Raw genomic sequence first — 20,438 nt, 5'->3', positions numbered from 1 at the left:
GCTCCGGCTCCGCCCGACCGTTCTGATTTAACCAGGAGTCGTCGACAGAGCGTCGGCGAATGGAGACATGCAAAACAATGTGAGTGTAACCCCGGTTAGTACCAGCGTCGTTTCCTCTGTCTCGGCCGCTCCGGCGCCGAACGGATCGAAGAACAACCAGCAGAGCGAAACCGGGCATGAGGCCGGCCGCTACCGACTGGTGATCGAAGAGGGCCCTTCCGGGGCGTTTGTATACAAGACCATGGATCGCCTGACCGGCGAGGTCGTCCGCCAGTTCCCGCGCGAGCGGGTTATGGCGATGCACGCCTCGGCTGACTACGGCGCGGGGTCGGTCATCGACACCGCGGTCTGACGACCGTTCCAGTTACGATCCTTACGCCGCGCAGGAGCGATCCGCGCGGTAAACGCACATGGTTAGCCGCTGTTAACACTCTGGCTACCGTTGACGCACTAGGTTCGACCAAACCTCAAAGGGTCGAGTCGGATGACGAACAGCGTCCATACGAATACCGGTGCAGCGATCGCGCTGCAGAACCTGAACAGCACCACTTCGCGTCTGGACCTGACCCAGAACCGGGTCTCGACCGGCCTGAAGGTGCAGGGCGCCAAGGACAACGCCGCCGTCTGGGCCATCGCCCAGAACCAGCGGGCGGACTTCTCGGCCCTCGACTCGGTCAAGAACAGCATGAACCGCGCGACGTCGATCGCCGACGTTTCGCTGGCGGCCGGGGCGCAAATCTCTGACATCCTTGTCGAAATTCGCGAGAAGGCGGTCGCCGCAGCCGATCCTGGAGCGTCGCAGGCCAGCCGCGACGCCTATAATGATGAATTCCAGTCCCTGCTGACCTCGCTGCAGTCGTTCGCTGACAACGCCATCTTTGACGGCGAGAACATCCTGAACGGCGCGTCGGCCACTGCGCTGACCTTCATCGCCAGCGCTGACGCCAGTGAGACGATCACGCTCAACCGCCAGGACCTCTCGCGGACGGGGCTCGCGTTGCCGAACACCCTCGACCTCACGTCGACGGCCAACGCGGGCACGGCGCTGACCGCTGTGAAGGCTGCGCTGGATACCGCCAACAGCCGTCTCGCCACTCTCGGCGCCGAGGCCAAGCAGATCGAGCGGCACAACGTCTATGTGTCCAAGCTGATGGACTCTGTGGAAGCCGGCATCGGCAACCTTGTCGACGCTGATCTGGCCAAGGAAAGCGCGCGTCTGCAGGCCTTGCAGGTTCAGCAGCAGCTTGGCGTGCAGGCGCTCTCGATCGCGAACCAGTCGCCGCAGGTCATCCTGTCGCTGTTCAGAAACTGACGTTTCGACGTTCGACTTAACAGTCTGTTACGGCTGAGCCGCGATACTCCCGGACAGGAGGCTTGCGGTGATCGACAACAGCTATCTCGTCGGTCTGTTCGGAGGGACCGTCTCGACAGGATCGGGCGGCTTCACGCCCGTGCCTGCCAAGCGCCAGCCGACCGCTCCGTGGAGCGCGGCCGCCATCAAGGACGCGCCCAAGCCGGATGCACTAGTGCGCGCCGCGCTGGCCGGTCGGAAGCTGATCAACGAGAGCGCCGCGAAGCTGGACTTGTCCAACGCCTCGGCCGACTATCGCAAGATGTTCGCCCTGTTCCAGTCGTTCCAGTCGCTGGGCGCGCTGACGGATCGGGCCGGGGTCAAGAACGTCACTGCCGCCGAACAGGCCAAACTGGTCACCGCCTTCAACCGAGGTCTGGCCGAGATCGGCGACTATATGACCGGCCTCGATATGGAGGATGTCCGTCTGGTGCAGGGCACGACGGCCACCACCAGCAAGACGACAGCCGGCGTCGCCCGCGACACCACCCGCGCGGTGACCGCGCCGATCCACCAAGGTGACTTGCTTGCTCCGGTCGCCGCCTTTGCCGGCGATACTAAGTTCAACGTCTCGACGAAAAACGACATCACGGGCGTGGTGAAGACCGTCGCGATGGACCTGTCCGAGATGGGCTCGACGCCCCGCACGATGGACAATGTCGTCGCCTATATGAACGGCAAGCTCGAGGCCGCCGGTATCGACAGCCGGATGGGCCGCGAAAAGGTGGCCACGCCGCCGCGAACGGTCACTAACAACGGCAAGACAGTCACGCTTCCGTCCACCGGCGATCGCTGGGCCCTGACGGTTCGCAGTGCGTCGACAGAGACGGTGTCGTTCTCGGCCGACGAAACTTCCGACGCCGTCTACGTCGCCCAGGGCGCAGGCGCGGGGTATCAGCTGCTCAAGTTCCAGAGCGACGGCGGGTCCGCCGCGGCGCCGGAGGGCGCGCGGGTGGGCGAGACCTGGTGGGTCGACGGTCGCGCTTCCCAGAGCAGTTTGCCCGACGGTGTGAAGGCTGTCCGCGCCAGCGCCACCGGGCCGGACGGCTCGATCTGGCTGGTCGCCGATCTGGACGCCGGACCCGACAATCAGCCGATCAAGGGGCAGCAGGACGTCGCCCTGATGAAGTTCGATTCAGCGGGCCGGCTGTTGACGACGCGTTCGCTGGGCGCGGCCTCGACCGCCAGCGGCTACGCCATTGCTGTCGATGACAGCGGGCGCGTCGCCATCGCGGGCTCGGTAACCGGGGCTCTCGAACCCGGCCAGTCGGGCACGGTCGCCGATGTGGCGGACAGCTTCGTGACCATGTTCGACGCCGAGGGGCAGGAGCTCTGGACCCACCGCCGCGGTGCGCGGGCGGCGGACGAGGCCACCTCGGTCAGCTTTGGTCCCGACGGCATGGTCTATGTGGCCGGTCGCGCCAAGTCGGGCATGCCGGGCGCCGCGGGCGTGGGCGGCTGGGACGGCTATCTGCAGGCCTTCAGCGAAACTCGCGCCCACGATCTGGCCCCCATCGTCCCGCGTGCGGTCGGCGGCGCGCTTCAGTTCGGCACAGCCGGCGAAGATGGCGTCAGCGCCGTGACCGTCGACGGCGACAACCTCTATTCGGCCGGCGTCGAAAACGGTCGCGCCGTGGTTCGTCGTTTCACCCTCGACGCCCAGGGCGTTCCGACCCTCGCGGAAACGCGGGATCTGGGCACGCTGTCGGGCCAGATCTCGGACGTCGCCGTCTCGAACGGCCGGGTCATCGTCACGGGTTCGAGCCGCAACGCCGGGATGAACATCGACACGGTGAACGCCGCCCATTCCGGCGGTCTGGACGCCTTTGTCGCGGTGCTGAACCCCGATCTCGCCGCATCAGGCGACGACCGGCTGACCTATTACGGCTCCGCGGGCGACGACACGGTGGCGGACGCCAAGATCCATGACGGCAAGGTCTGGCTGACCGGCGTCAAGGATCGTCCAGCCAACGCCGACGACAAGGTTCCGTCCAACGGCTACCTGACCCGCATCGACCCGATGACGGGCGCGGTCGAGTACAGCAAGACCTGGCAGGGCGACGGCCAGAAGGCGATGCCGACGACCCTGACCGTCGCGTCAGGCGGCGCCACCGTGCTGGACCGACTGGGCCTGCCCGCCGGCGAGATCGACAAGAAGGATTCCAAGCTGCTGACCGCCGCGACCTCGCTGCGGGTCGGCGACCGGTTCTCGATCAGTCCGATGGACGGGGGCCGTCCGATGATGGTGACCATCGCCGCCAATGACACGCTGCAGACCTTGGCCCGCAAGATCGAACAGGCCTCGAAGAACCAGCTGAAGGTCACGATCATGAACCGGGGCGACAGCGTCACGGGCAAGGATGCGGGCGTCTCGACCACGACTGGCGGCTTCCAGTACCTTTCGATCACGACCCGCAGCGGTCGGGACGGCGCGATCCTTAACTCGGGCGAGGTCGGCCGCGACGCGCTGGCCGGTCTGGGTCTGTCGCCGGGGTTGATCAGCATCGGCAAGAACGAGGACGTGAAGACCTTCGGCCTCAATCTGCCACGCGTGATGAGCATCGCCACCGAGGCGGACCGCAAGGCGGCGAACGAGCGGATCGCCGGCGCCATCGGGGCGCTGCGCAAGGCCTACGCCGCGCTGGACCCGCAAGCCGCCAGGCCGGCGGTGACCGGTCAGGCGCCGGAATACATCATGTCCCAGATCGCCAACTATCAGGCGGCGCTGCTCCGGCTCGGCGGATAACGCCGATACGCCGTGAAGGGCGTTGACGGGGTCCCCCCCGCCCGCCTTACTGGGCGCTCAGTCACCCGAGCGCCGAATGCCCAAGGACAACCGCATCATCATCGCCATCGGAGCCGGCCTCGCCGTCCTCGCGGCGCTGATCGTCTTCCTCGTCTTCGGCGGCGGAGGCCGTGACCGCCCGGCGCCGGCGGCATCTGACGGGGAGGGCGGTCAACTGACGATCGACCTCGCTGATGCGCCGGGCCCGGGCGGCTCCACCGAGCTGGACTGCTATGTGGACGGCCAGTCGGTGGGCAAGGCGACCCTGTCGGATTGCGCCCGCCGCAATGGCGTCGCCACCGGCGCGCTGGATGTGGGCGTGGATCAGAGCGGCGCCGCCGTCGCCTTCCGCCCGCCGCCCGGTCCGCCCGCGCTGGAGGAACCGGTCGCGGGCTACTCGCCGATCGATGGCGAGGACAATGCGGATCAGACTTACGACGACGGCGGACCTGCCCCGGAGTCGGGCGCGACCTGTCTACGATACGCCGGGTCGGAATGGCGAACGGTGTCGAACGGCATCAGCCTGCAGGGCTGTGTCCAGGCGCTGTATTCCGGCGTTTGCGTGCGCCCGGGCGAAGCCCAATATGGTCGCTGGGGCGAGACCACCCTTCGGCTCGTGCCCCGTCGTGTCGAGCAGTCGAGCGACAACACCCGTTTCCGCGTCCTCACCGAACAGGATCGCGGCTGTCAGTTCCCGGAGCTCCGCTGATGACCCTGCGACCCGCCCTGCTTCTGGCCGCTGTGGCCGCCGCGCTGTCCGCCTGTAGCGGCGCCATCGAGGCCCCCTATGAACCCGGCGTCTGCTTCGTCGTCGAGATGAGCGAGGACGGCAAGACGCCGACCTTCAACAAGCTCGCGGAAGGCCAGCCCCAGATCGAACAATGCGCCGCGCGGCTGGAAGAGATGCGGCTGCGCTTCCTGCGTCTGGGCGGAACCCGGCGTGATGTGATCGGCGCCTATCAGGGCCAGTACATCTTCCTCGATCAGGAGGGGGTGAAGCTGGGCAAGACGCTGACCGGTACGCGTTTCATGGCTCTGGCCCGTACCGGCGACGGCCGACTCGCCGTACCGGGAGCGATCTCGCGCGATGAGACGGGGCGGCCCGTCGGCGTCGCGGCGCCGCCTCCCGCTCCGGGGCAGTGAAGAACAAAACTGGAACACGTGTCCGGGATCGACTAGGGTTCCGGGACCAAACAAACGGCCGACCATCCAGCGACGGCCTACGAAAAAGGATTTGAGCGATGGCGGGCAGCGTCAACAAGGTCATTCTGGTCGGCAACCTGGGCAAGGACCCGGAGATCCGCACCCTGAACTCGGGCGAGCGGGTGGCGAACCTGTCGCTGGCGACGTCGGAAACCTGGCGCGACAAGTCGAGCGGCGAGCGCAAGGAGAAGACCGAGTGGCATCGCGTGGTCATCTTCAACGAGAACATCGTCAAGGTGGCCGAGAACTATCTGAAAAAGGGATCCACGGTTTACATCGAGGGCTCGCTGCAGACCCGCAAATACGAGCAGGGCGGTGTCGAGAAATACACCACCGAGATCGTGCTGCAGAAGTTCCGCGGCGAGCTGACCATGCTGGGCGGTCGTGACGGCGGCGGCGCCTCGCGCAGCGGCGGCGACGACGACTATTCCTCGGGCTTCTCCACCGGCGGCGCCAACAAGCCGTCGGGGCCGAAGGAAAGCTACGACCTGAACGACGACATTCCGTTCTGACGAAACACCCGGTTACGGGCTTTGACGGGCGACGGTCGCGCGTACGTGCGATAGCCGGGGCGTGATCACGCCCGACAAGCCGAATACCCCGCTCTCATGGATCGAGATCGCCGCCATTGTGGCGGTGGTCGTAATCTGGGGCGTCAACAACGCCGCCGCCAAGCTGGCGACCGAAACCCTGCCGCCGCTGCTTATGGCGACGCTGCGGTTCGGTCTCGCCGCCGCCTGTCTGATCCCGTTCGTCCGGCCCCCGTTCCCGAACTGGAAAAGCCTGCTGATCATCGTCGGGGTCGGCGGACCCTTGCATTACGGCCTCGTCTATTTCGCCTTCTGGCTGGCGCAGGACGTCAGTCCGGTGTCGGTTGCGACCCAGCTATGGGTGCCGTTCACGACCCTGTTCGCCTTCCTGTTGCTGGGCGAGCGGCTGGGCAAGGCGGCGATGGCCGGAATGGGCGTGGCCTTCCTCGGCGTCGCGTGGATGACGCTGGATCCCCATGCGATCGAGGACTGGAAGGCCATACTCGTCGGCGTCGCCGCCGCCTCGGCCTGGGCGATTACGACCGTCGTCGCCCGTCGTACGACTTCTATCCCGCCGCTCAAGATGCAGGGCCTGCTGGCGCTGGTGGCGTTTCCGACTCTGGCGTTCGGCTCGGCCCTGTTCGAGCACGGTCAGATGGAAGCGATCGCCCTGTCCGACGGATGGGTCTGGGCCTGTGTGATCTGGGCGGGGCTGGTGTCGTCGGTGCTGGCGACCACCCTCGTTTTCTGGCTGGTTCAGAAGCGCGAGGCGGGTCGGGTGACGCCCTATCTGCTGGCCACGCCCGTCGTGTCGATCCTGATCGGCTGGGCTTTCATGGGCGATGTGCTGACGCCGCAGATCCTGAGCGGCGCCGCTTTAACCATGGGCGGGGTCGCCATCGTCGCCCTTGCCGAGCGAGGCCTGCGCGCGGGCGCGGCCAAGAGCTGAAACGAAAAAGGCCCGGGCGAACCCGGGCCTTCGTCATCTGATTGTCAGCGCGTCCTAGAGGCCCGGCAGTTTGAAGCCGGTGTCGCGGCGCGGCGCGATGGTGATGCCGGCGCGACCGCCGGTCAGGGCCTGAACCCGGGCCTGCTCGCTGGCGGCGTCGATGGTTACGTCGCCGCTGGCTGATTGGGTGACGGTCGGAGCCTGGGTCGCGGCGTCGTCGCGGCGCCAGAACATGATGCGATCGGCCCAGCTTTTTTCCTTGTGAGCCAGATCGCCGAACTCGTCGTCGACGACGTAGCGAGCCAGCGGATCGGCACGGTCACCGCCGGCCTGGGCGACCAGAATCTGTTCGCCGGCCGAACGGGTCACCGACTGGCGCTGACCCAGCAGTATCTGACGAGCGGCGGATTCAGGCGCCAGTTCCTGCGGCCGCGGCTGGCCGGGGGCAGGCGGGGTCAGGCCGTACTCGGGCGGCACAGTCAGCGGTGCGGTGGAGACGGTCAGGAACTCGTCCGGCGTCACCTTGGTCAGCCCGATGCCCTGACGGATGCTGCTGCAGGCGCCCAGCGCGAGGGTCGAGGCGACGACGACAGTCAGAACGGCGGTAGTGCGAAGACGCATGATCATTTCCGGTGAGCGCGCCACGCCGGCGCGCATATGCCCTAGAGGAAGCGGGTGATTACGACTTTTCGGCGGCGAGGCCAACCTTGGCGGCCCGTTCAGACAGCAGGCTGTCCAGGACCAGCAGGACGATACCCACAGTGATGGCGCTGTCGGCGACGTTGAACACCCACGGGAATACGCCGGTACCCGAGAAATCCAGAAAGTCGACGACATAGCCGAAGCGGATCCGGTCGATGACGTTGCCGATCGCCCCGCCCATGATCAGGCCGATGGCGGTGATCAACAGGCGCCGATCCGCCTTCGTCGCCCACCAGAACAGGAAGCCGGAGACCAGAACGGAGAACACGCTGAGCATCCAACGGGCCGAGCCGTCGCCGAACAGGCCGAAGCTGACGCCGCGGTTCTCGACCCAGCTGAGGTTGAAGATCGGGTCGGCGACGAACACCCGCCCGACCTCGCGCAGATCAAGCCCGGTCAGAACCCAGGCCTTGGTCAGCTGGTCCAGTACGATGATGAGGAGAGCGAAGGCGTAGGCCGCCCAGGCGATGCGCGGAATTGTCATGTGGAGTCGCTACAACGAAACGGACGCTCGGGTTAACAGCCCCGGCCTCGCGCGCGAAGAGGCAATCGGTCGCGCATGTCGCATCCGCGGTTGCTCAAATGCGTTTCAGACCCCAAGTGTGAAGCTTCCAACCGAAGGATTCACCGCCCGCTTTCAAGGAGCGCCGATGCCGCATGCCGACAGCCTGATTCTCACCCTCGTCGGCGGCTTCGTGCTGGCGTTCGTGTTCGGCATGTTGGCGAACCGGCTGAAGTTGTCGCCCCTGGTCGGATATCTGGTCGCGGGCGTCGCGGTCGGGCCCTACACGGGCGGCTTCGTCGCGGACACCACCCTCGCGCCCCAGTTGGCGGAGATTGGCGTCATCCTGCTGATGTTCGGGGTCGGGCTGCACTTTTCGCTCGCCGATTTGATGAAGGTCCGAAAAATCGCCATCCCGGGGGCGCTGGTACAGATCGCGGCAGCGACCGGACTGGGTTGGGCGCTGGGACGGCTGATGGGAATGGGCGACCTTGAAGCGGTTCTCACCGGCTTCGCCCTTTCCGTCGCCTCGACAGTGGTGCTGTTGCGGGCCCTTGAGGAACGCAAACAGGTGAAAGGGCCGGCCGGACGCATCGCCATGGGCTGGCTGATCGTCGAGGATCTGGTGATCGTCATCGCGCTGGTCCTGTTGCCGCTTCTGGTGATCAAGCCGGGCCAGTCCGTGAACCCTGCTGAACTGGCGACCTCGATCGGCTGGACCCTGTTCAAGGTGGCCGGCTTCGTTGGCGTGATGCTGGTGATCGGGGCCAAGGTGCTGCCGTGGGTGCTGGTCCGTATCGCTCACACGCGGTCGCGCGAGCTGTTCACCCTTGGCGTGCTGGCTATCGCACTGGGCATCGCCTGGATCGCCTACTGGCTGTTCCACTCGTTCGCGCTGGGCGCCTTCCTCGCCGGTCTGGTGCTGAACAGCTCGCCGCTGGGTCACAATGCGGCGGAGCGGTCGCTGCCGCTGCGCGACGCTTTCGCCGTGCTGTTCTTCGTATCGGTCGGCATGCTGTTCGACCCGTCGATCCTGATCCGCGAGCCGCTGGCCGTCGTCGGCGTGCTGGCCATTGTCATCATCGGCAAGTCGATCGCGGCGCTGGCTATCACCACCGCCTTCAAGCTCGACAAGGCGACCAGCCTGACCGTCGCTGCGGCGCTGGCGCAGATCGGCGAGTTCTCGTTCATTCTGGCGGCGTTGAGCGTCCAGCTGGGTGGCATGACGCGCGAGACCCATGACCTGATCCTCGCTGCGGCCCTGTTGTCGATTTCGCTGAACCCGTTCGTCTTCGCCCTGATCGATCGGATGGGCGCCCGGCCGAAACCCCCGGCCAGCGGCTCGATCGAAGGCCGCGCGCTGGCAAAGGAAGAGGCCGCCGCCGGCAATCCGGCGACGGCCTGATCTCACTCTCCGGCTTTTAAGCTCAGAGCACCCCGATCATGCTCGCCACCAGCGGGTGGCGGACGATGTCCTGCTCGGCCAGCTTGACCACGGCGATGTCGGGCACCGAGACCAGACGTTCGGCGATGTCCGACAGGCCCGAGATGCCCGGCAGCAGATCCGACTGCTGCGGGTCGCCCGTGACCACCATGGTCGAATGCCAGCCCAGCCGGGTCAGCAGCATCTTCAGCTGAACGTAGGTGCAGTTCTGGGCCTCATCCACGACGATGAAGGCGTTGTTCAGCGTGCGGCCGCGCATGTAGCCAATGGGGGCGATCTCGATGAGACCCTCGGCCATCAGCGCCTTGACCCGCTTCATGCTCAGCCGATCCGACAGGGCGTCGTAGAGGGGCCGCAGATAGGGGGCCAGCTTGTCCTCCATATCGCCGGGCAGGAAGCCGATCGACTCGCCCGCCTCGACCGCGGGGCGGGACAGGACGATGCGGCCGACCTTGCCGGCTTCCAGCGCCTCGACCGCCTTGGCGACGGCCAGATAGGTCTTGCCCGTGCCCGCCGGCCCCAGCGCCAGAACCAGATTGTGATGATCGATCATCGTCATCAGCTCGGCCTGGCCGTCCGACTTGGGCTTCAGCGTCTTCAGATAGGCCTGGTCGCGGTCGTCGTTCGAAGGATAGGGCGACCAGCCCCGCTGGCTCTGGTTCGTGGCCTGACCGGCGTGGGGCGGCAAACGGCGAACCTTTGCGTCCTCTATGAACTGGGTCGAGTTGAGCACGCCGAATTCACGCGACATCTCGCGGGTCTGACGCTTCAGAGCTGAACGTTTGGTCATGGACGCCTCCAGGGCATGAAAAAAGGCGATGCCGCAAAAGCATCGCCTCGAACGATCGTGGGGAGGAGGAAAGAGGATGCCGCGCATCCGCCCGGGTCGGAGGAAGGATCAACTTCCAGCGGATATGCCCGCCGAACCGAACGCGCCACGCACGCCCCCTGATTGACCGGACCGGGGTTGATCCGGCTTCCGATCCGGGGCCGAAATGGCGGCCTCGAATCGTTTGAACAAGATGATGCTAACGTGGTTTCCAAAGGCTTAAAGCCAAGAAACCACTCAAGATAAGGTGATGTTTTGATGACGATTTATGCGTTGGCTGACAAGAAACCGCAGTGTCCGCCAGAGGGCGAATACTGGGTGGCGCCGAACGCTGTGGTGATAGGAGACGTGATTCTCAAACCGGGCGCCAGCGTCTGGTTCGGCGCTGTCATTCGCGGCGACAATGATCCCATCACCATAGGCCGCGACACGAACATCCAGGACGGCAGCGTGCTTCACTCCGACCCCGGAGAGCCGCTGACCATCGGCGACGGCGTCACCGTGGGCCACATGGTCATGCTCCACAGCTGCGAGATCGGCGACAACAGCCTGATCGGCATCGGTTCGGTGGTGCTGGGCCGGGTGAAGATTGGAAAGAACTGCCTGATCGGCGCCAACTCCCTGATCACCGAGGGCAAGGTCATTCCCGACAATTCGCTGGTCATGGGCCAGCCGGGCAGGGTGGTGCGTGAGCTTGAGCCCGGACAGATCGAGGCGCTGAAGGCCTCGGCGGCTCACTATGTGCAGAACTGGAAGCGGTACGCGTCGGAGATGAGCTGACGGTCGTCAGGCCACGCGCTGACCATGGACCGCGGCAAGGCTGAGCGGCGGGCGGCCCGGGCGGCCGACGCCGAGAGCGAGACGGGCGGTCAGCAAACGCGATTCGTCCCGCGCGAAGCTGAGCGTGGCCGACGGCGCATAGAGGCCCAGAACGCGATCCACTGTCCCGTCAGGCCCTCTCAGCGGGGTCAGGATGATTTCGATCGCGGTGCGCGCCTCACCGGCCGAGGCGGCCAGCACAACGGGACGCCCTTCACGGATCGCCTGGGACAGGGCGTTGGAGGCGAGCCCTGCGGTGTGGGGTGACCACAGGCTCTCGAACACCTGACCCTTCAGTTCGCGATCGTGGAAGGCCTCGATCCAGCCACCGACCAATTTCAGGACCGCGCCGCTCTCGTCCTGTTGCGCGATGAAGGTCCGGGGAAGACGCAGGCCCAGTTCGTCGGGACGCAGGGTGGATCGATCCGGCACGCCCGCGCGAACGCCGGCGCGCTGCGACAGCGAAATCCAGTGGTCGATCAGGAACTGCGTATCAGGATGAAACATGGGCGGGTCCGTTGCCGGACGCGCCGCAAGCCCTGTTCCATGAGAAGGCAACGGAAATGCAAGGGTTTGCTGTTCAGATGCAATCTGGAGCGACCCGCGTTCGGCGCGGTCGCAATCAGATTTGCTGGAGGTCGGCCCATGGGGGTGCGGATCAAGACATGGTTGCCGGCGGCAGCCGGAGCGCTGGCCCTGACCGCCATCGCCACCGACGCCGCGGCCCAGTGCGGCGGCGGATGTGAACCGCCGCCCCCTCCGCCGCCTCCGCCGCCGCCTCCGGTCTGCTGCCAGCAGCCGAACCCGCCACCCTTCCCGCCGGGCGGTGGTGCGGGCGGAAACTTCAATCTCAACGTCAACGTCAACAACGTGTACGGCGCAGCCGGAGCGATTTCGGGCGCGAACGCGAATGCCGGCGCCTATGGCGCGGGTAATGCCCGTGCAGGCGGCAGCTCGTGGCTGTACGGCGGCGGGGGCGGTGGATCGGCCTATGTTACGGTCGAGCAGCCCTATCCGACCACCATCAACGGCCTGAAGGTCGAGGGCGGCGTGGCCCGGGCCAACCGGGTCGCCTACGACGCCTGGCGGCGGACCGAGAAGCGCGTCGTCATCCGCGCGCTCTGCATCGACGACCGCAACGTGCCGCACCCGGCCTCGCAGGTTCGTCCGGACCGCGATGTCGGTCTGGACTACGAGGGCGAGCTGTATCGCTGCCTGGCCGGCACGTCCCTGCAATTCACCTGGGCCGAGTACGTGGGCGAAGAGAACTTCGACCACGGCGAGACGGTCACCTGCCGCAAGGGCGAGGCTCTCTGGTACGGCCGTCGTCGCATGGAAGGTCGCGAAGGCGGGCCGGGCGAGGGCTTCGCGCCCGGTCTGGAATGCCGCGTCCAGAAGGCCGAGCGTGACTGTAACGAACGATCCCTGCTGCGTCGCTACGGGGCCGGTATCAAGATCCTGACCTGGGTCCGCGAGGAAATGTACACCGAGTACCGCGAGGAATACGCCGAGGAGACGGGCGTAGTCGTCAGCGGCGCGTCGTTCGTTATGGACGGCGGCGTGGGCGGCCGGGTTTTCTGACGCGGATATGAACACGTCCGTCCGTCCGGGGTCACCCCGGCGGGCCTAGATTTACGAACGTCGACTCTCCGTCGACGATCCTGAGAAGCGACTGGCCCCGATCCGCAAGGACCGGGGCCTTTTTCTCGCTTACTGCGCGGCCGGAGCGGCGGCGGCCTGCGACGAGGTCACGCTGGCGCGCCAGGCGGTCTCGGGACGCAGATACTTCTGCGCCAGAGCCTGAATGTCCGCCGGCGTCACGGCCTCCATGTCCGAGATCACCGTCAGCGTCTGTTCGATGTCAGCGGGCTTTTCGGCCACGTCAGCCAGTTGGCCCAGCCAGTACTCGTTGGTCGCCTGACTGCGGCGGGTCGCCTCGATGACCGGCAAGCGGGCGCGGTTCAGCTCGTCTTCGGTCGGAGGCGCGTCGCGCAGTGACGCGGCGATCGACTCAACGGCGGCATAGAAGGCCGGCAGCTTGTCGGGTGCGGTCTGGGCTGACACCGACAGCGAACCGTAGCCACGATAGTCGCTGGAGGCGCTGGCGCCCGTGCCTGGCGAATAGGCGATGGCCAGCTTCTCGCGGACTTCGTCGAGCACCCGAAGCTTCATGACCTCGGCCAGCATCGAAACCCTACGGGCCTCGGTGCGATCCTCGACCTGATCGGTGGTCGGCCATGCGATGTAGCCCATGGCCTGATCGGCGGGTCCCGTGTGGGTCAGCTGGATCGGCTCCGCCACACCGGCCGGGAAGCGCAGCTGATCGGAGCCGGGCAGGGGCTGGGCGTCGGGGCCACGAGGCGCAAGGGCGCCGAAGGTCGAGGCGACGGAGGCGATGGCGTCGTCGACCGTCACATCGCCGACCATGACAACGTCGATCGGACCTGAAGCGAGGCCGTCAATGATCTGGGCCTTCAGCTGGTCGTTGGTCCAGCCGGCGACATCCTCGGCCGTCGGGGGCGATTCGCGCTTGTCGCCACTGGCCAGCAGGCCGGTGGCCTGCAGACCGAAGGCGCCGCCCGGCGTGGCCATCGCCTGGGCCACGATCTGCGGGAACAGGCCCTTGATCTGGTTGAACGGCGCGGGCCGGACGCCCGGGTCGGTCAGATAGGCGGCCAGAACCTGCATCTCGAGCTGGAGGTCTTCGGGCCGGGTCGCGCCGTTCAGGGCGTAGGTCTCGCCTCCGACCGACAGACCCGCGGAATAGATGCGGCCGTTCAGGACGCGGCTCATCTCGTCGACGCTCAGCTTGCCGAGGCCGCCTTGCGAGAACACGCCGCCGCCGAGGGCGAGCGGGGTGGTCCGATCGCTGGGCAGGCCGCGCTCGCCGATGCCCGTGCGAACGCTGACAAGGATCTGCTCGTCGCGGAAATCGGTCGGCTTGACGGTCAGGCGGACACCGTTGGCGAAGGTGACGACAGTCGCGCCCACTTCGGCGATCTCGCGGCGATCCGTGACGGTTCCGGCGGCGCCGAACTCCGAATAGGGCCACTGAAGCTCGGCCTGCACAGCGGGAGCCGCAACCGGAACTTCACGAGACGCTTCCAGCGCGGCGGTCACTGCGGCCTCGCCGCCCTCGACCTCGACCGGCGTGATGAACAGGACCAGAGGGCCTTCGCCACGGAAGACGGTTTTCAGTGATTCATTGACCTGGGCGGCGGTCAGCCCCTCCACCGAGGCGTTGAACAGGTCGAGGCTGGTCTGGGGCGAATTGAACACCGTATCGCTGTTCGCGGCCTGAACCAGTCCGTTGGCCAGGGCGGGCGTGCGACGTGTGGCGGCGGCGGCGACGCCGTTCTGCAACGCCGTGCGGGCGTCTGTGATCTCACGCTCCAGTTCGGCGTCCGAGACGCCGTACTGAACGATGCGGCGCTGCTCCTGCTCGATCGTCTCGAGCGCACGCTTCCATTCGCCCGGATTGAACGACGCACTGACCGAGGCGATGTGCAGGCTGTCGACCAGATCGGACGCGCCGCCGCTTGCGCCGATGAAGGGCGGGTTGTCCGAACGGGCCAGTTCACCGAGACGGCGGTTCAGCACGGCGGTGCCGAGGCTCTGGATCAGGTTCTTGCGACGCTCGGCGACATTGTCCGGGTCGTTGTCGGGATTGCGGATCCAGTTCAGCTGGATGTTCGACTGGATGCCCGGCTCGACGAGGATCTTGGTCTCGGGCTGCCGCGGCGCGACCGTCCCCAGATCAGGCTCCGGGCCGTCCGCCGCCTTGGGCTGCCAGCTTTCGAAAGCGCCGCGGACCTTGGCCTCCATCACGTCGACGTCGAAGTCGCCGACGGCCACGAAGGTTGCGCGCGAGGGGCGGTAATAGGCGTTATAGAACTCGACGAACCGGTCGCGCGGGGCGTTGCGGATGATGTTCAGGTCGCCGATCGGCATCCGCTGCGAGATGCGCTGGCCGGGAGCCAGCAAGGCCAGCTGCGCCTTGATAGAGCGCAGACCGGGCGTGTTGCGCAGGCGCTCCTCGCCCTCGATCACGCCCCGTTCGGCGTCGACGGCGTCGGCGGCCATCAGAGCTTCGGAGACCTGTTCCCGCATCACGCGCAGGGCGTCGTTGACGATGGCTTCGTCGGCGCGCGGCAGCTCCAGCATATAGATGGTCTGGTCGAAGCCGGTAGAGGCGTTGGTGTCAGCGCCGAAGGCCAGACCGTGACGCTCCAGCAGGCGCAGTAGCTCATTCTCGGGGATGTTGGTCGTCCCGTTGAACGCCATGTGCTCCATGAAGTGAGCCAGACCCAGCTGGTCCTCGTTCTCCATTAGCGAGCCGGCGTCGATGCGCAGGCGGAAGGACGCCTGTCCCGGAGGGGTGGCGTTGCGCATGATGGCGTACTGCATGCCGTTCGGCAGGACGCCGAAGCGGACGTTGGAATCAGCGGGGATATCGCTGGTCGCCTGAGCCCAGGCGTCGGTGGGCGTGGCGGGGGCCTGCGCCAGAGCCGGCGAGGCGGCCGCGAGGGCGACGGCGGAGGCTGCGAGAAGAAGCAGGCGGCGGGCAGCGAGCATGCGCGGTTATCTTTCCGAAAGGCGCAAGGCTCAGGCCGCGCCGGTCAAATGACGGGAGAGCGGCGATATTCGACGACCCCGTGCAACCCTTCGGTGACGGATGGGCCGGCCTCAAGTTACAGAAGATTAATTTCCGGGTCGGCTGACGTAGAAGGTCGCCGAGTTGCCCGTGGCATTGGCGCCGGTGATGACAGCGCGATTGCTGCCCGCCACCACGACCTGCGAGGTCGCCTGAACGTTGCCGGTGTTGGTCTGGACGTTCGTGGCGTTCATCGTCGCGTGGCATTCGGCGCAGGCGTAGCCGACGACGCTGTTCCCCACGGCGTCTGCGCCCACGTAGACGTCATAGCCGTTCGTGCCCGAGAAGGTTGAGCTGACCTCGACCCCGCCCGAGTTGATCTGGGTGTTGTCGATCTCGACGAAGATGTCGTTGTTGCCGACCGACACGTCGTTGGCGGCGCCCCGGGCGTAGGATTCCATCCGGCCGAAGTCATAGCTGGTGGATTCGGCGGCGGCGCGGACGAAGGCGGTGTTGTTCTGGACGCCTTCCACCACGACCGAACCGCCTTCGTTGGCGATCACGGCATGGTTGGCGGTGGCGCGGGCGCGGGACGCGAGGTTCCAGGCGTTTCCGGAGTTGGCGCTGGATTCGCCCTGCACATAGGCGCCGGTCGACTCCTGGCTGAAGCTCAGGTTCTGGCCGCTGGTCTGTTCGCCGCTCGAAGCGATCGAGTTGACGATCGCCGTGCCGGTCACCTCGGCGTCGCCGGGGACGTACTGGCTCTCAAGGCGGGAATAGCTCTGGACAGTGCTGTAGGACGTCTGGTCGATCGTGCCGCGAACGAACGAGCCTTCGGCGTAGAGGTCGACTGTATTGGACACAGACGCGGCGTTGATCGAACCGCCGTCCAGCAGGCGCGCATCCTCGCCGCCCACATAGGCGCGCGAGCCGACAAGGCCGCCGGAGTTGGTCTGGGTCGCGTCGACCGACATCTCTGAATTGTAGGCCGCGCCCTGGGCATAGTTGCCGCGCGCCTGCACGGCGACGCTGACGACGGCCTGCGTGTCTCCGTCCAGATCGACGTCCGTGGTGGCCAAGGCGTCGCCACGCGTGTCCTGATTGGAGGTCACCTGCGCCGGCACGTCCTGCGCGGCCACGGTGGCATAGTTGCCCTGGGCGGTGGTGGCGACGGTGACCTGTTCCTCGGCATCGACGACATTGATCGTCTGGTGCGAGAAGACGTCGCCCAGCTGCAGCTGTTCGTTCAGGACGATCTGGCCGCCCGAAGGCGGGGTCTGTGCGGCAGCCTCAGTAGCGGCTAGCGCGCACAGCCCCGTCGCGACGGTCATGCCAGCGAGACGGATCCGCACGGGTTGCACCATTGTTCGTGTCCGTATTGGGGTAAGCGGGGTAATAGCCGCCCGTCGGGCCGACGGTGCCGCCCAGCGGATCGGGGCCGGCGTTCAGGCAGACCTCCGGACCGGGAGCGCCATAGAGGTTGGCCATGAACTCGACCGTGGCGCGTTCGATCAGCGCGCGGACGGCAAGCTGGACCGGCTCCAGCCCGCCTTCACCGGCCGAGATGTCGAAGACGTTGCCGTTCAGGAAGTCGAACACGCCGGCCGAGATCTCACGGCCGATGATCTGCTTCTGATAGGAGACGACGTCGACGACCTCCATCGTGGTCGTCTGGACCAGACGCAGGTCGATGGCGATGTTCATCACATAGGACTTGCCGGCGAAGGCGGTCGACAGGGGCGTGTCGGTCGACGCCTGACCCGCGGCCATGTCGAAACCGCCCGAGCGGATGTTGTAGTTCACCTCGGTGATGCCGCCGACGACGTAGAAGTCCGAGCCGGGCACCTGACCAGCGAGGATGCGGCGGTACTGGACGTCTTCCGGGCCGCCGGGGCCTTCATCGCCGATCAGGCGGTTGTTGGCGTAGCGCAGCTCCAGCTCCGACACCGAGGTGTCATAGCGCTCCACGATGTGGGCGCCCGACTTGGCCAGCGCGGTGTTCATCATCAGCGAGGCGCCGCCGGTGATCTGGCGGCCGCCGTCAGCCGAGACGGTGCCGGTGTAGTCGCTGATCCGGCCCACGGCGATCCGCGGCGAGGGAAGGTCGTAACGGCGTGCGTACTCGGCCATGCAATAGAGAGCGGCGGAGTAGGGGGTCGGGTTGGCCGTCACCGGTGCGTTGCCGATCGGGCTGGCGTACTGACCCGCCTGATTGGCTGTCGCCGAAATACAGCCGCCCAGCAGGGCCGCGACCGCGCACGCGACGCCCGCCGGGCGGATGCGACGCGAAATTTTGCCAGCGCTCATGGAAGCCTCAGCGTGCCGTTCAGCGACGTCCCGGCGTTGATGTCGCCGGTGTTTGTCTGACGGGAGTTGACGATGACGGTGTTGTGGTTGCCCTGAACGACGACGTTCAGATTGTTGCCGATGGCTGTCGACCCGCCGACGGTCAGGCCGTTCGAGCCGTTGCCGCCCGCGCCCGAGTAGGACGAGGAGACGCCGCCGGACTGCTGCGAATAGGAGTTGGCGCCGGCCTGGATGATGCCGTTGACGATCAGCCGGTTGCCGTTGGCGTCGCGGGTCGAGCCCGACTGGGCCTGCGAGGTGCTGTAGCGCGAACCGCCGTAGCCGGCCTGCAGATTGCCCATGCCGGTCGAACCGGCGGACTGGGCCTGCGCCACGGCCGGCAGCGTGAGGGCGGCGACAGCGATGAGGGCTGAAAGACCCGTCGTCCTGGCGTTCATGGCGGCGCTCCACGCATAACTAGAGTCAACGGGCGCGAAAGCACCCTTCGTCCCACAATGGATCATGGTTATTAAGAACCGCTTGCCAGACTGCGGCGCTGTAATCATTTCCGTCCGCAGCCCTTTGACCGAGAGCGACTTTCTGTCTGATTCCCCATCACAGCCGGTGTTCAACGCCCCTTTCGTCGCGATCGCGCTGACGGCGTCGATTCCGATTCTGTATTGGGTGCAGACCCGGGTCGCGGCGATCGATCCGATCGTCATCCAGCTGCTGGCCTTCCAGCCGTCGGGTCTGATTCTGGGTGGATGGTGGCCGGGCGTGGTGACGTCCATGTTCCTGCACGCGGGATGGGCGCATGCGCTCTTTAATATGACGGGCGCGCTCGCCTTCGCTCCGCCGGTGGCGCGGGCGATGAAGGGGGCCAAGGGCGCCGCGGGCTTTCTGCTCTTCTATATGGCGTGCGGCGTGCTGGCCGCGCTCGGCTATGCGGTCCTGCATCTTAATCAGGAAGGCTGGCTCGTCGGGGCGTCGGGCGCGGTCTTCGGTCTGATCGGCGCCGCGCTGAGGCTTCTGCGCGTAAAGGAGGGCAGGCTGCGCCGTCTGACAGACCGCCGCTTTCTCGTGCCCGCCGCCGTGTTGATGGTGGTCAACGCCGCCACAGGGCTGACAGGGCTGCTGCCGGGCGCCTCGGGACTGCAGGTCGCTTGGGAAGCGCATGCGGCCGGGTTCGTCGCCGGCGCCCTGCTGATCGGTCCCTGGCTGAAGATATTCGGCGTCCGTCCGACCGCGTTTGATTCGACGACCGATCTGCGCGACCCTTCGATCTGAAAGCGGTCCATCCGCGGCCGCTCTCTATAAGAAGAGGGAGGAGCCGCGATGCTTGTCGCCGAGATTCTCAAGGGCAAGGGAGACGCCGTCTACGCGATCAGGCCGGATCTGCGCCTGTCAGACGCCTGTGCCGAACTGGACCGGAGGCGCGTCGGCGCGCTGATCGTCTGTGACGGAGACAAGGTCGTGGGCGTTCTGTCGGAACGGGATGTCGTGCGGGCGGTGGCGGCGGAGGGGGCGGACGCGCTTTCACGGCCGATCGCGGACTTCATGACCCGGGAAGTGCTGTTCGCCGCTCCGGCCGAGACCGTCGCCATACTTATGGAGCGGATGACCGACAGACGGATTCGCCATCTTCCGGTGCTGACGGACGGCCGGCTGGCGGGCGTGGTCTCGATCGGCGACGTGGTCAAACATCAGATCGCGGCGGCCCGGCATGAGGCCGAGTCCCTGCGCACCTATATAACGACGGGCTAGAGCGCGGTTCGCAGACTCCGGTTCCGTGAGAAAGTTCGCAAAACCTTCGGAATCGGGTTGCGCCTCAAATGGCCGCTGCGTATATCGCCGCCTCGCTCGGAAACGGGCCGGACGCCGGGGCCGCCGGGGACGAAGGTCTCCAAGGGTCCCAACGAAAAAGACGCCAAGTGTTGTTGCTTTCGTAAGGGTCTTCGGTTAGGTTCCGCGCCTTCGATCGAATCGTCGGATCGCCCCACGGGGAGACCACAAGTCTCCCTGAGGCGGTTTTTGCGGCCTGAAGAACCCCGGTTCTACGGCCTCGAAAAAAGTCCGAAAGGTTCGGTTGACACGGAGAACGGCCTTCCTTAGAGAGCCGCCTCCGCCGCCCTCCGGGGCGGTTCTGAAGAGAGAGGTTCTTCTTTAAAAAGAACCGCTTGACGCAGGAAAATGAGGCGGTAGACACCCGCCTCCCCGACCTCCGGGCCGGGCCGCTGAAAAGGGATTTTTCTTCGGAAGGATCGCTTGACACGGGAAAGGGAGGCGACTAAATCGCCGCCTCCGCCGCAGCCGGGCGTTAAACGGTGGATCGGAAACTCTCCGGTCCGGGTCTTTGAAATCGTTGATCTGGAAAGAGAAACGCAGGCGGCGGTGTCCTAGCGACAATCCTAGAGATTGTCTCGACACTGACAACTGCGGTCTTT

General features: G+C 66.2%; 20 protein-coding genes. 12 read left to right on the top strand and 8 right to left on the bottom strand.

All coding sequences use genetic code 11. The annotated features are described in order from the left end of the window. Positions 1-67 precede the first annotated feature (67 nt). From ACIQC9_RS09230 to ACIQC9_RS09200, 7 genes are all read left to right on the top strand, one after another. On the top strand, positions 68-352 hold the full coding sequence (locus ACIQC9_RS09230) for a hypothetical protein (protein ID WP_400614736.1): 285 nt from the start codon (positions 68-70) through the stop codon (positions 350-352). Positions 353-484: 132 nt separating this feature from the next. Then, positions 485-1,312, top strand: coding sequence for a flagellin (locus ACIQC9_RS09225; RefSeq protein ID WP_400614734.1), 828 nt, complete (start codon positions 485-487; stop codon positions 1,310-1,312). A gap of 67 nt (positions 1,313-1,379) precedes the next feature. After that, positions 1,380-4,097 (top strand): transcriptional regulator, encoded by a 2,718-nt coding sequence (locus tag ACIQC9_RS09220; RefSeq protein WP_400614732.1) that lies wholly within the window; start codon positions 1,380-1,382, stop codon positions 4,095-4,097. 76 nt (positions 4,098-4,173) lie between these two features. After that, on the top strand, positions 4,174-4,845 hold the full coding sequence (locus tag ACIQC9_RS09215; RefSeq protein ID WP_400614730.1) for a hypothetical protein: 672 nt from the start codon (positions 4,174-4,176) through the stop codon (positions 4,843-4,845). Beyond that, positions 4,845-5,279 carry a hypothetical protein gene (locus ACIQC9_RS09210; RefSeq protein WP_400614728.1) on the top strand — a complete coding sequence of 145 codons (435 nt, stop codon included), beginning with the start codon at positions 4,845-4,847 and terminating at the stop codon, positions 5,277-5,279. Before ACIQC9_RS09215 ends, ACIQC9_RS09210 begins: the two co-directional genes overlap by 1 nt. A gap of 98 nt (positions 5,280-5,377) precedes the next feature. Continuing rightward, positions 5,378-5,851 (top strand): single-stranded DNA-binding protein, encoded by a 474-nt coding sequence (gene ssb, locus ACIQC9_RS09205; protein ID WP_400614726.1) that lies wholly within the window; start codon positions 5,378-5,380, stop codon positions 5,849-5,851. Between the two features lie 61 nt (positions 5,852-5,912). Next, positions 5,913-6,818 carry a DMT family transporter gene (locus ACIQC9_RS09200; RefSeq protein WP_400614724.1) on the top strand — a complete coding sequence of 302 codons (906 nt, stop codon included), beginning with the start codon at positions 5,913-5,915 and terminating at the stop codon, positions 6,816-6,818. Positions 6,819-6,872: 54 nt separating this feature from the next. Here the strand turns inward: ACIQC9_RS09200 and ACIQC9_RS09195 are convergent, their stop codons facing one another. Together ACIQC9_RS09195 and lspA are read right to left on the bottom strand one after the other, a co-directional pair. Continuing rightward, positions 6,873-7,439, bottom strand: coding sequence for a DUF3035 domain-containing protein (locus ACIQC9_RS09195; protein ID WP_400614721.1), 567 nt, complete (start codon positions 7,437-7,439; stop codon positions 6,873-6,875). 58 nt (positions 7,440-7,497) lie between these two features. Next, on the bottom strand, positions 7,498-8,004 hold the full coding sequence (lspA, locus tag ACIQC9_RS09190) for a signal peptidase II (protein WP_400614719.1): 507 nt from the start codon (positions 8,002-8,004) through the stop codon (positions 7,498-7,500). 166 nt (positions 8,005-8,170) lie between these two features. On the opposite strand from lspA, the gene ACIQC9_RS09185 reads away from it, so the two are divergent. Further along, positions 8,171-9,427, top strand: coding sequence for a cation:proton antiporter (locus tag ACIQC9_RS09185; RefSeq protein ID WP_400614717.1), 1,257 nt, complete (start codon positions 8,171-8,173; stop codon positions 9,425-9,427). Positions 9,428-9,449: 22 nt separating this feature from the next. On the opposite strand, the gene ACIQC9_RS09180 is transcribed toward ACIQC9_RS09185, so the two are convergent. Next, positions 9,450-10,268: a PhoH family protein gene (locus tag ACIQC9_RS09180; protein WP_400615450.1), complete on the bottom strand. Its 819-nt coding sequence runs from the start codon at positions 10,266-10,268 to the stop codon at positions 9,450-9,452. A 285-nt stretch (positions 10,269-10,553) separates the two neighbouring features. Here ACIQC9_RS09180 and ACIQC9_RS09175 point away from each other — a divergent pair, with 285 nt between their 5' ends. Continuing rightward, positions 10,554-11,075: a gamma carbonic anhydrase family protein gene (locus ACIQC9_RS09175; protein ID WP_400614715.1), complete on the top strand. Its 522-nt coding sequence runs from the start codon at positions 10,554-10,556 to the stop codon at positions 11,073-11,075. A 6-nt stretch (positions 11,076-11,081) separates the two neighbouring features. Here the strand turns inward: ACIQC9_RS09175 and ACIQC9_RS09170 are convergent, their stop codons facing one another. Beyond that, a complete protein-coding gene (locus ACIQC9_RS09170) occupies positions 11,082-11,621 on the bottom strand; it encodes a PAS domain-containing protein (protein WP_400614713.1) in 540 nt (179 codons plus the stop codon). A 138-nt stretch (positions 11,622-11,759) separates the two neighbouring features. On the opposite strand from ACIQC9_RS09170, the gene ACIQC9_RS09165 reads away from it, so the two are divergent. Beyond that, the gene (locus ACIQC9_RS09165; RefSeq protein ID WP_400614711.1) at positions 11,760-12,695 is read left to right on the top strand and encodes a hypothetical protein; all 936 of its coding nucleotides are present in this window, start codon (positions 11,760-11,762) and stop codon (positions 12,693-12,695) included. A 129-nt stretch (positions 12,696-12,824) separates the two neighbouring features. Here ACIQC9_RS09165 and ACIQC9_RS09160 read toward each other — a convergent pair whose 3' ends face one another. From ACIQC9_RS09160 to hfaA, 4 genes are all read right to left on the bottom strand, one after another. Then, positions 12,825-15,689: a M16 family metallopeptidase gene (locus tag ACIQC9_RS09160; protein WP_400614708.1), complete on the bottom strand. Its 2,865-nt coding sequence runs from the start codon at positions 15,687-15,689 to the stop codon at positions 12,825-12,827. 126 nt (positions 15,690-15,815) lie between these two features. After that, positions 15,816-17,039, bottom strand: coding sequence for a holdfast anchor protein HfaD (hfaD, locus tag ACIQC9_RS09155; protein WP_400614706.1), 1,224 nt, complete (start codon positions 17,037-17,039; stop codon positions 15,816-15,818). Next, positions 16,999-18,015, bottom strand: coding sequence for a holdfast anchoring protein HfaB (hfaB, locus tag ACIQC9_RS09150; RefSeq protein ID WP_400614703.1), 1,017 nt, complete (start codon positions 18,013-18,015; stop codon positions 16,999-17,001). Before hfaB ends, hfaD begins: the two co-directional genes overlap by 41 nt. After that, positions 18,012-18,452 (bottom strand): holdfast anchoring protein HfaA, encoded by a 441-nt coding sequence (gene hfaA / locus ACIQC9_RS09145; RefSeq protein WP_400614701.1) that lies wholly within the window; start codon positions 18,450-18,452, stop codon positions 18,012-18,014. The genes hfaB and hfaA overlap by 4 nt, the downstream gene beginning before the upstream one ends. A 166-nt stretch (positions 18,453-18,618) precedes the next feature. On the opposite strand from hfaA, the gene ACIQC9_RS09140 reads away from it, so the two are divergent. Then, on the top strand, positions 18,619-19,281 hold the full coding sequence (locus tag ACIQC9_RS09140) for a rhomboid family intramembrane serine protease (protein WP_400614698.1): 663 nt from the start codon (positions 18,619-18,621) through the stop codon (positions 19,279-19,281). Between the two features lie 48 nt (positions 19,282-19,329). Further along, positions 19,330-19,758: a CBS domain-containing protein gene (locus tag ACIQC9_RS09135; RefSeq protein WP_400614696.1), complete on the top strand. Its 429-nt coding sequence runs from the start codon at positions 19,330-19,332 to the stop codon at positions 19,756-19,758. Positions 19,759-20,438: the final 680 nt, after the last annotated feature.

The organism is Brevundimonas sp. NPDC092305 (genome assembly GCF_044755415.1).
GTDB lineage: Bacteria > Pseudomonadota > Alphaproteobacteria > Caulobacterales > Caulobacteraceae > Brevundimonas.
The sequence above is the reverse complement of the archived record's forward strand: the minus strand, read 5'-3'. Positions and strand labels throughout refer to the sequence as shown.

Excerpts from the sequence above, each read along its gene's own strand:
- ACIQC9_RS09175 (WP_400614715.1), top strand. The coding sequence starts at position 10,554 with ATGACGATTTATGCGTTGGCTGACAAGAAACCGCAGTGTCCGCCAGAG.
- ACIQC9_RS09170 (WP_400614713.1), bottom strand. The coding sequence starts at position 11,621 with ATGTTTCATCCTGATACGCAGTTCCTGATCGACCACTGGATTTCGCTG.
- ACIQC9_RS09230 (WP_400614736.1), top strand. The coding sequence starts at position 68 with ATGCAAAACAATGTGAGTGTAACCCCGGTTAGTACCAGCGTCGTTTCC.
- hfaA (WP_400614701.1), bottom strand. The coding sequence starts at position 18,452 with ATGAACGCCAGGACGACGGGTCTTTCAGCCCTCATCGCTGTCGCCGCC.
- ACIQC9_RS09165 (WP_400614711.1), top strand. The coding sequence starts at position 11,760 with ATGGGGGTGCGGATCAAGACATGGTTGCCGGCGGCAGCCGGAGCGCTG.
- ACIQC9_RS09195 (WP_400614721.1), bottom strand. The coding sequence starts at position 7,439 with ATGCGTCTTCGCACTACCGCCGTTCTGACTGTCGTCGTCGCCTCGACC.
- hfaD (WP_400614706.1), bottom strand. The coding sequence starts at position 17,039 with ATGACCGTCGCGACGGGGCTGTGCGCGCTAGCCGCTACTGAGGCTGCC.
- lspA (WP_400614719.1), bottom strand. The coding sequence starts at position 8,004 with ATGACAATTCCGCGCATCGCCTGGGCGGCCTACGCCTTCGCTCTCCTC.
- ACIQC9_RS09135 (WP_400614696.1), top strand. The coding sequence starts at position 19,330 with ATGCTTGTCGCCGAGATTCTCAAGGGCAAGGGAGACGCCGTCTACGCG.
- ACIQC9_RS09210 (WP_400614728.1), top strand. The coding sequence starts at position 4,845 with ATGACCCTGCGACCCGCCCTGCTTCTGGCCGCTGTGGCCGCCGCGCTG.
- ACIQC9_RS09160 (WP_400614708.1), bottom strand. The coding sequence starts at position 15,689 with ATGCTCGCTGCCCGCCGCCTGCTTCTTCTCGCAGCCTCCGCCGTCGCC.
- ACIQC9_RS09185 (WP_400614717.1), top strand. The coding sequence starts at position 8,171 with ATGCCGCATGCCGACAGCCTGATTCTCACCCTCGTCGGCGGCTTCGTG.
- ssb (WP_400614726.1), top strand. The coding sequence starts at position 5,378 with ATGGCGGGCAGCGTCAACAAGGTCATTCTGGTCGGCAACCTGGGCAAG.
- ACIQC9_RS09225 (WP_400614734.1), top strand. The coding sequence starts at position 485 with ATGACGAACAGCGTCCATACGAATACCGGTGCAGCGATCGCGCTGCAG.
- ACIQC9_RS09215 (WP_400614730.1), top strand. The coding sequence starts at position 4,174 with ATGCCCAAGGACAACCGCATCATCATCGCCATCGGAGCCGGCCTCGCC.
- hfaB (WP_400614703.1), bottom strand. The coding sequence starts at position 18,015 with ATGAGCGCTGGCAAAATTTCGCGTCGCATCCGCCCGGCGGGCGTCGCG.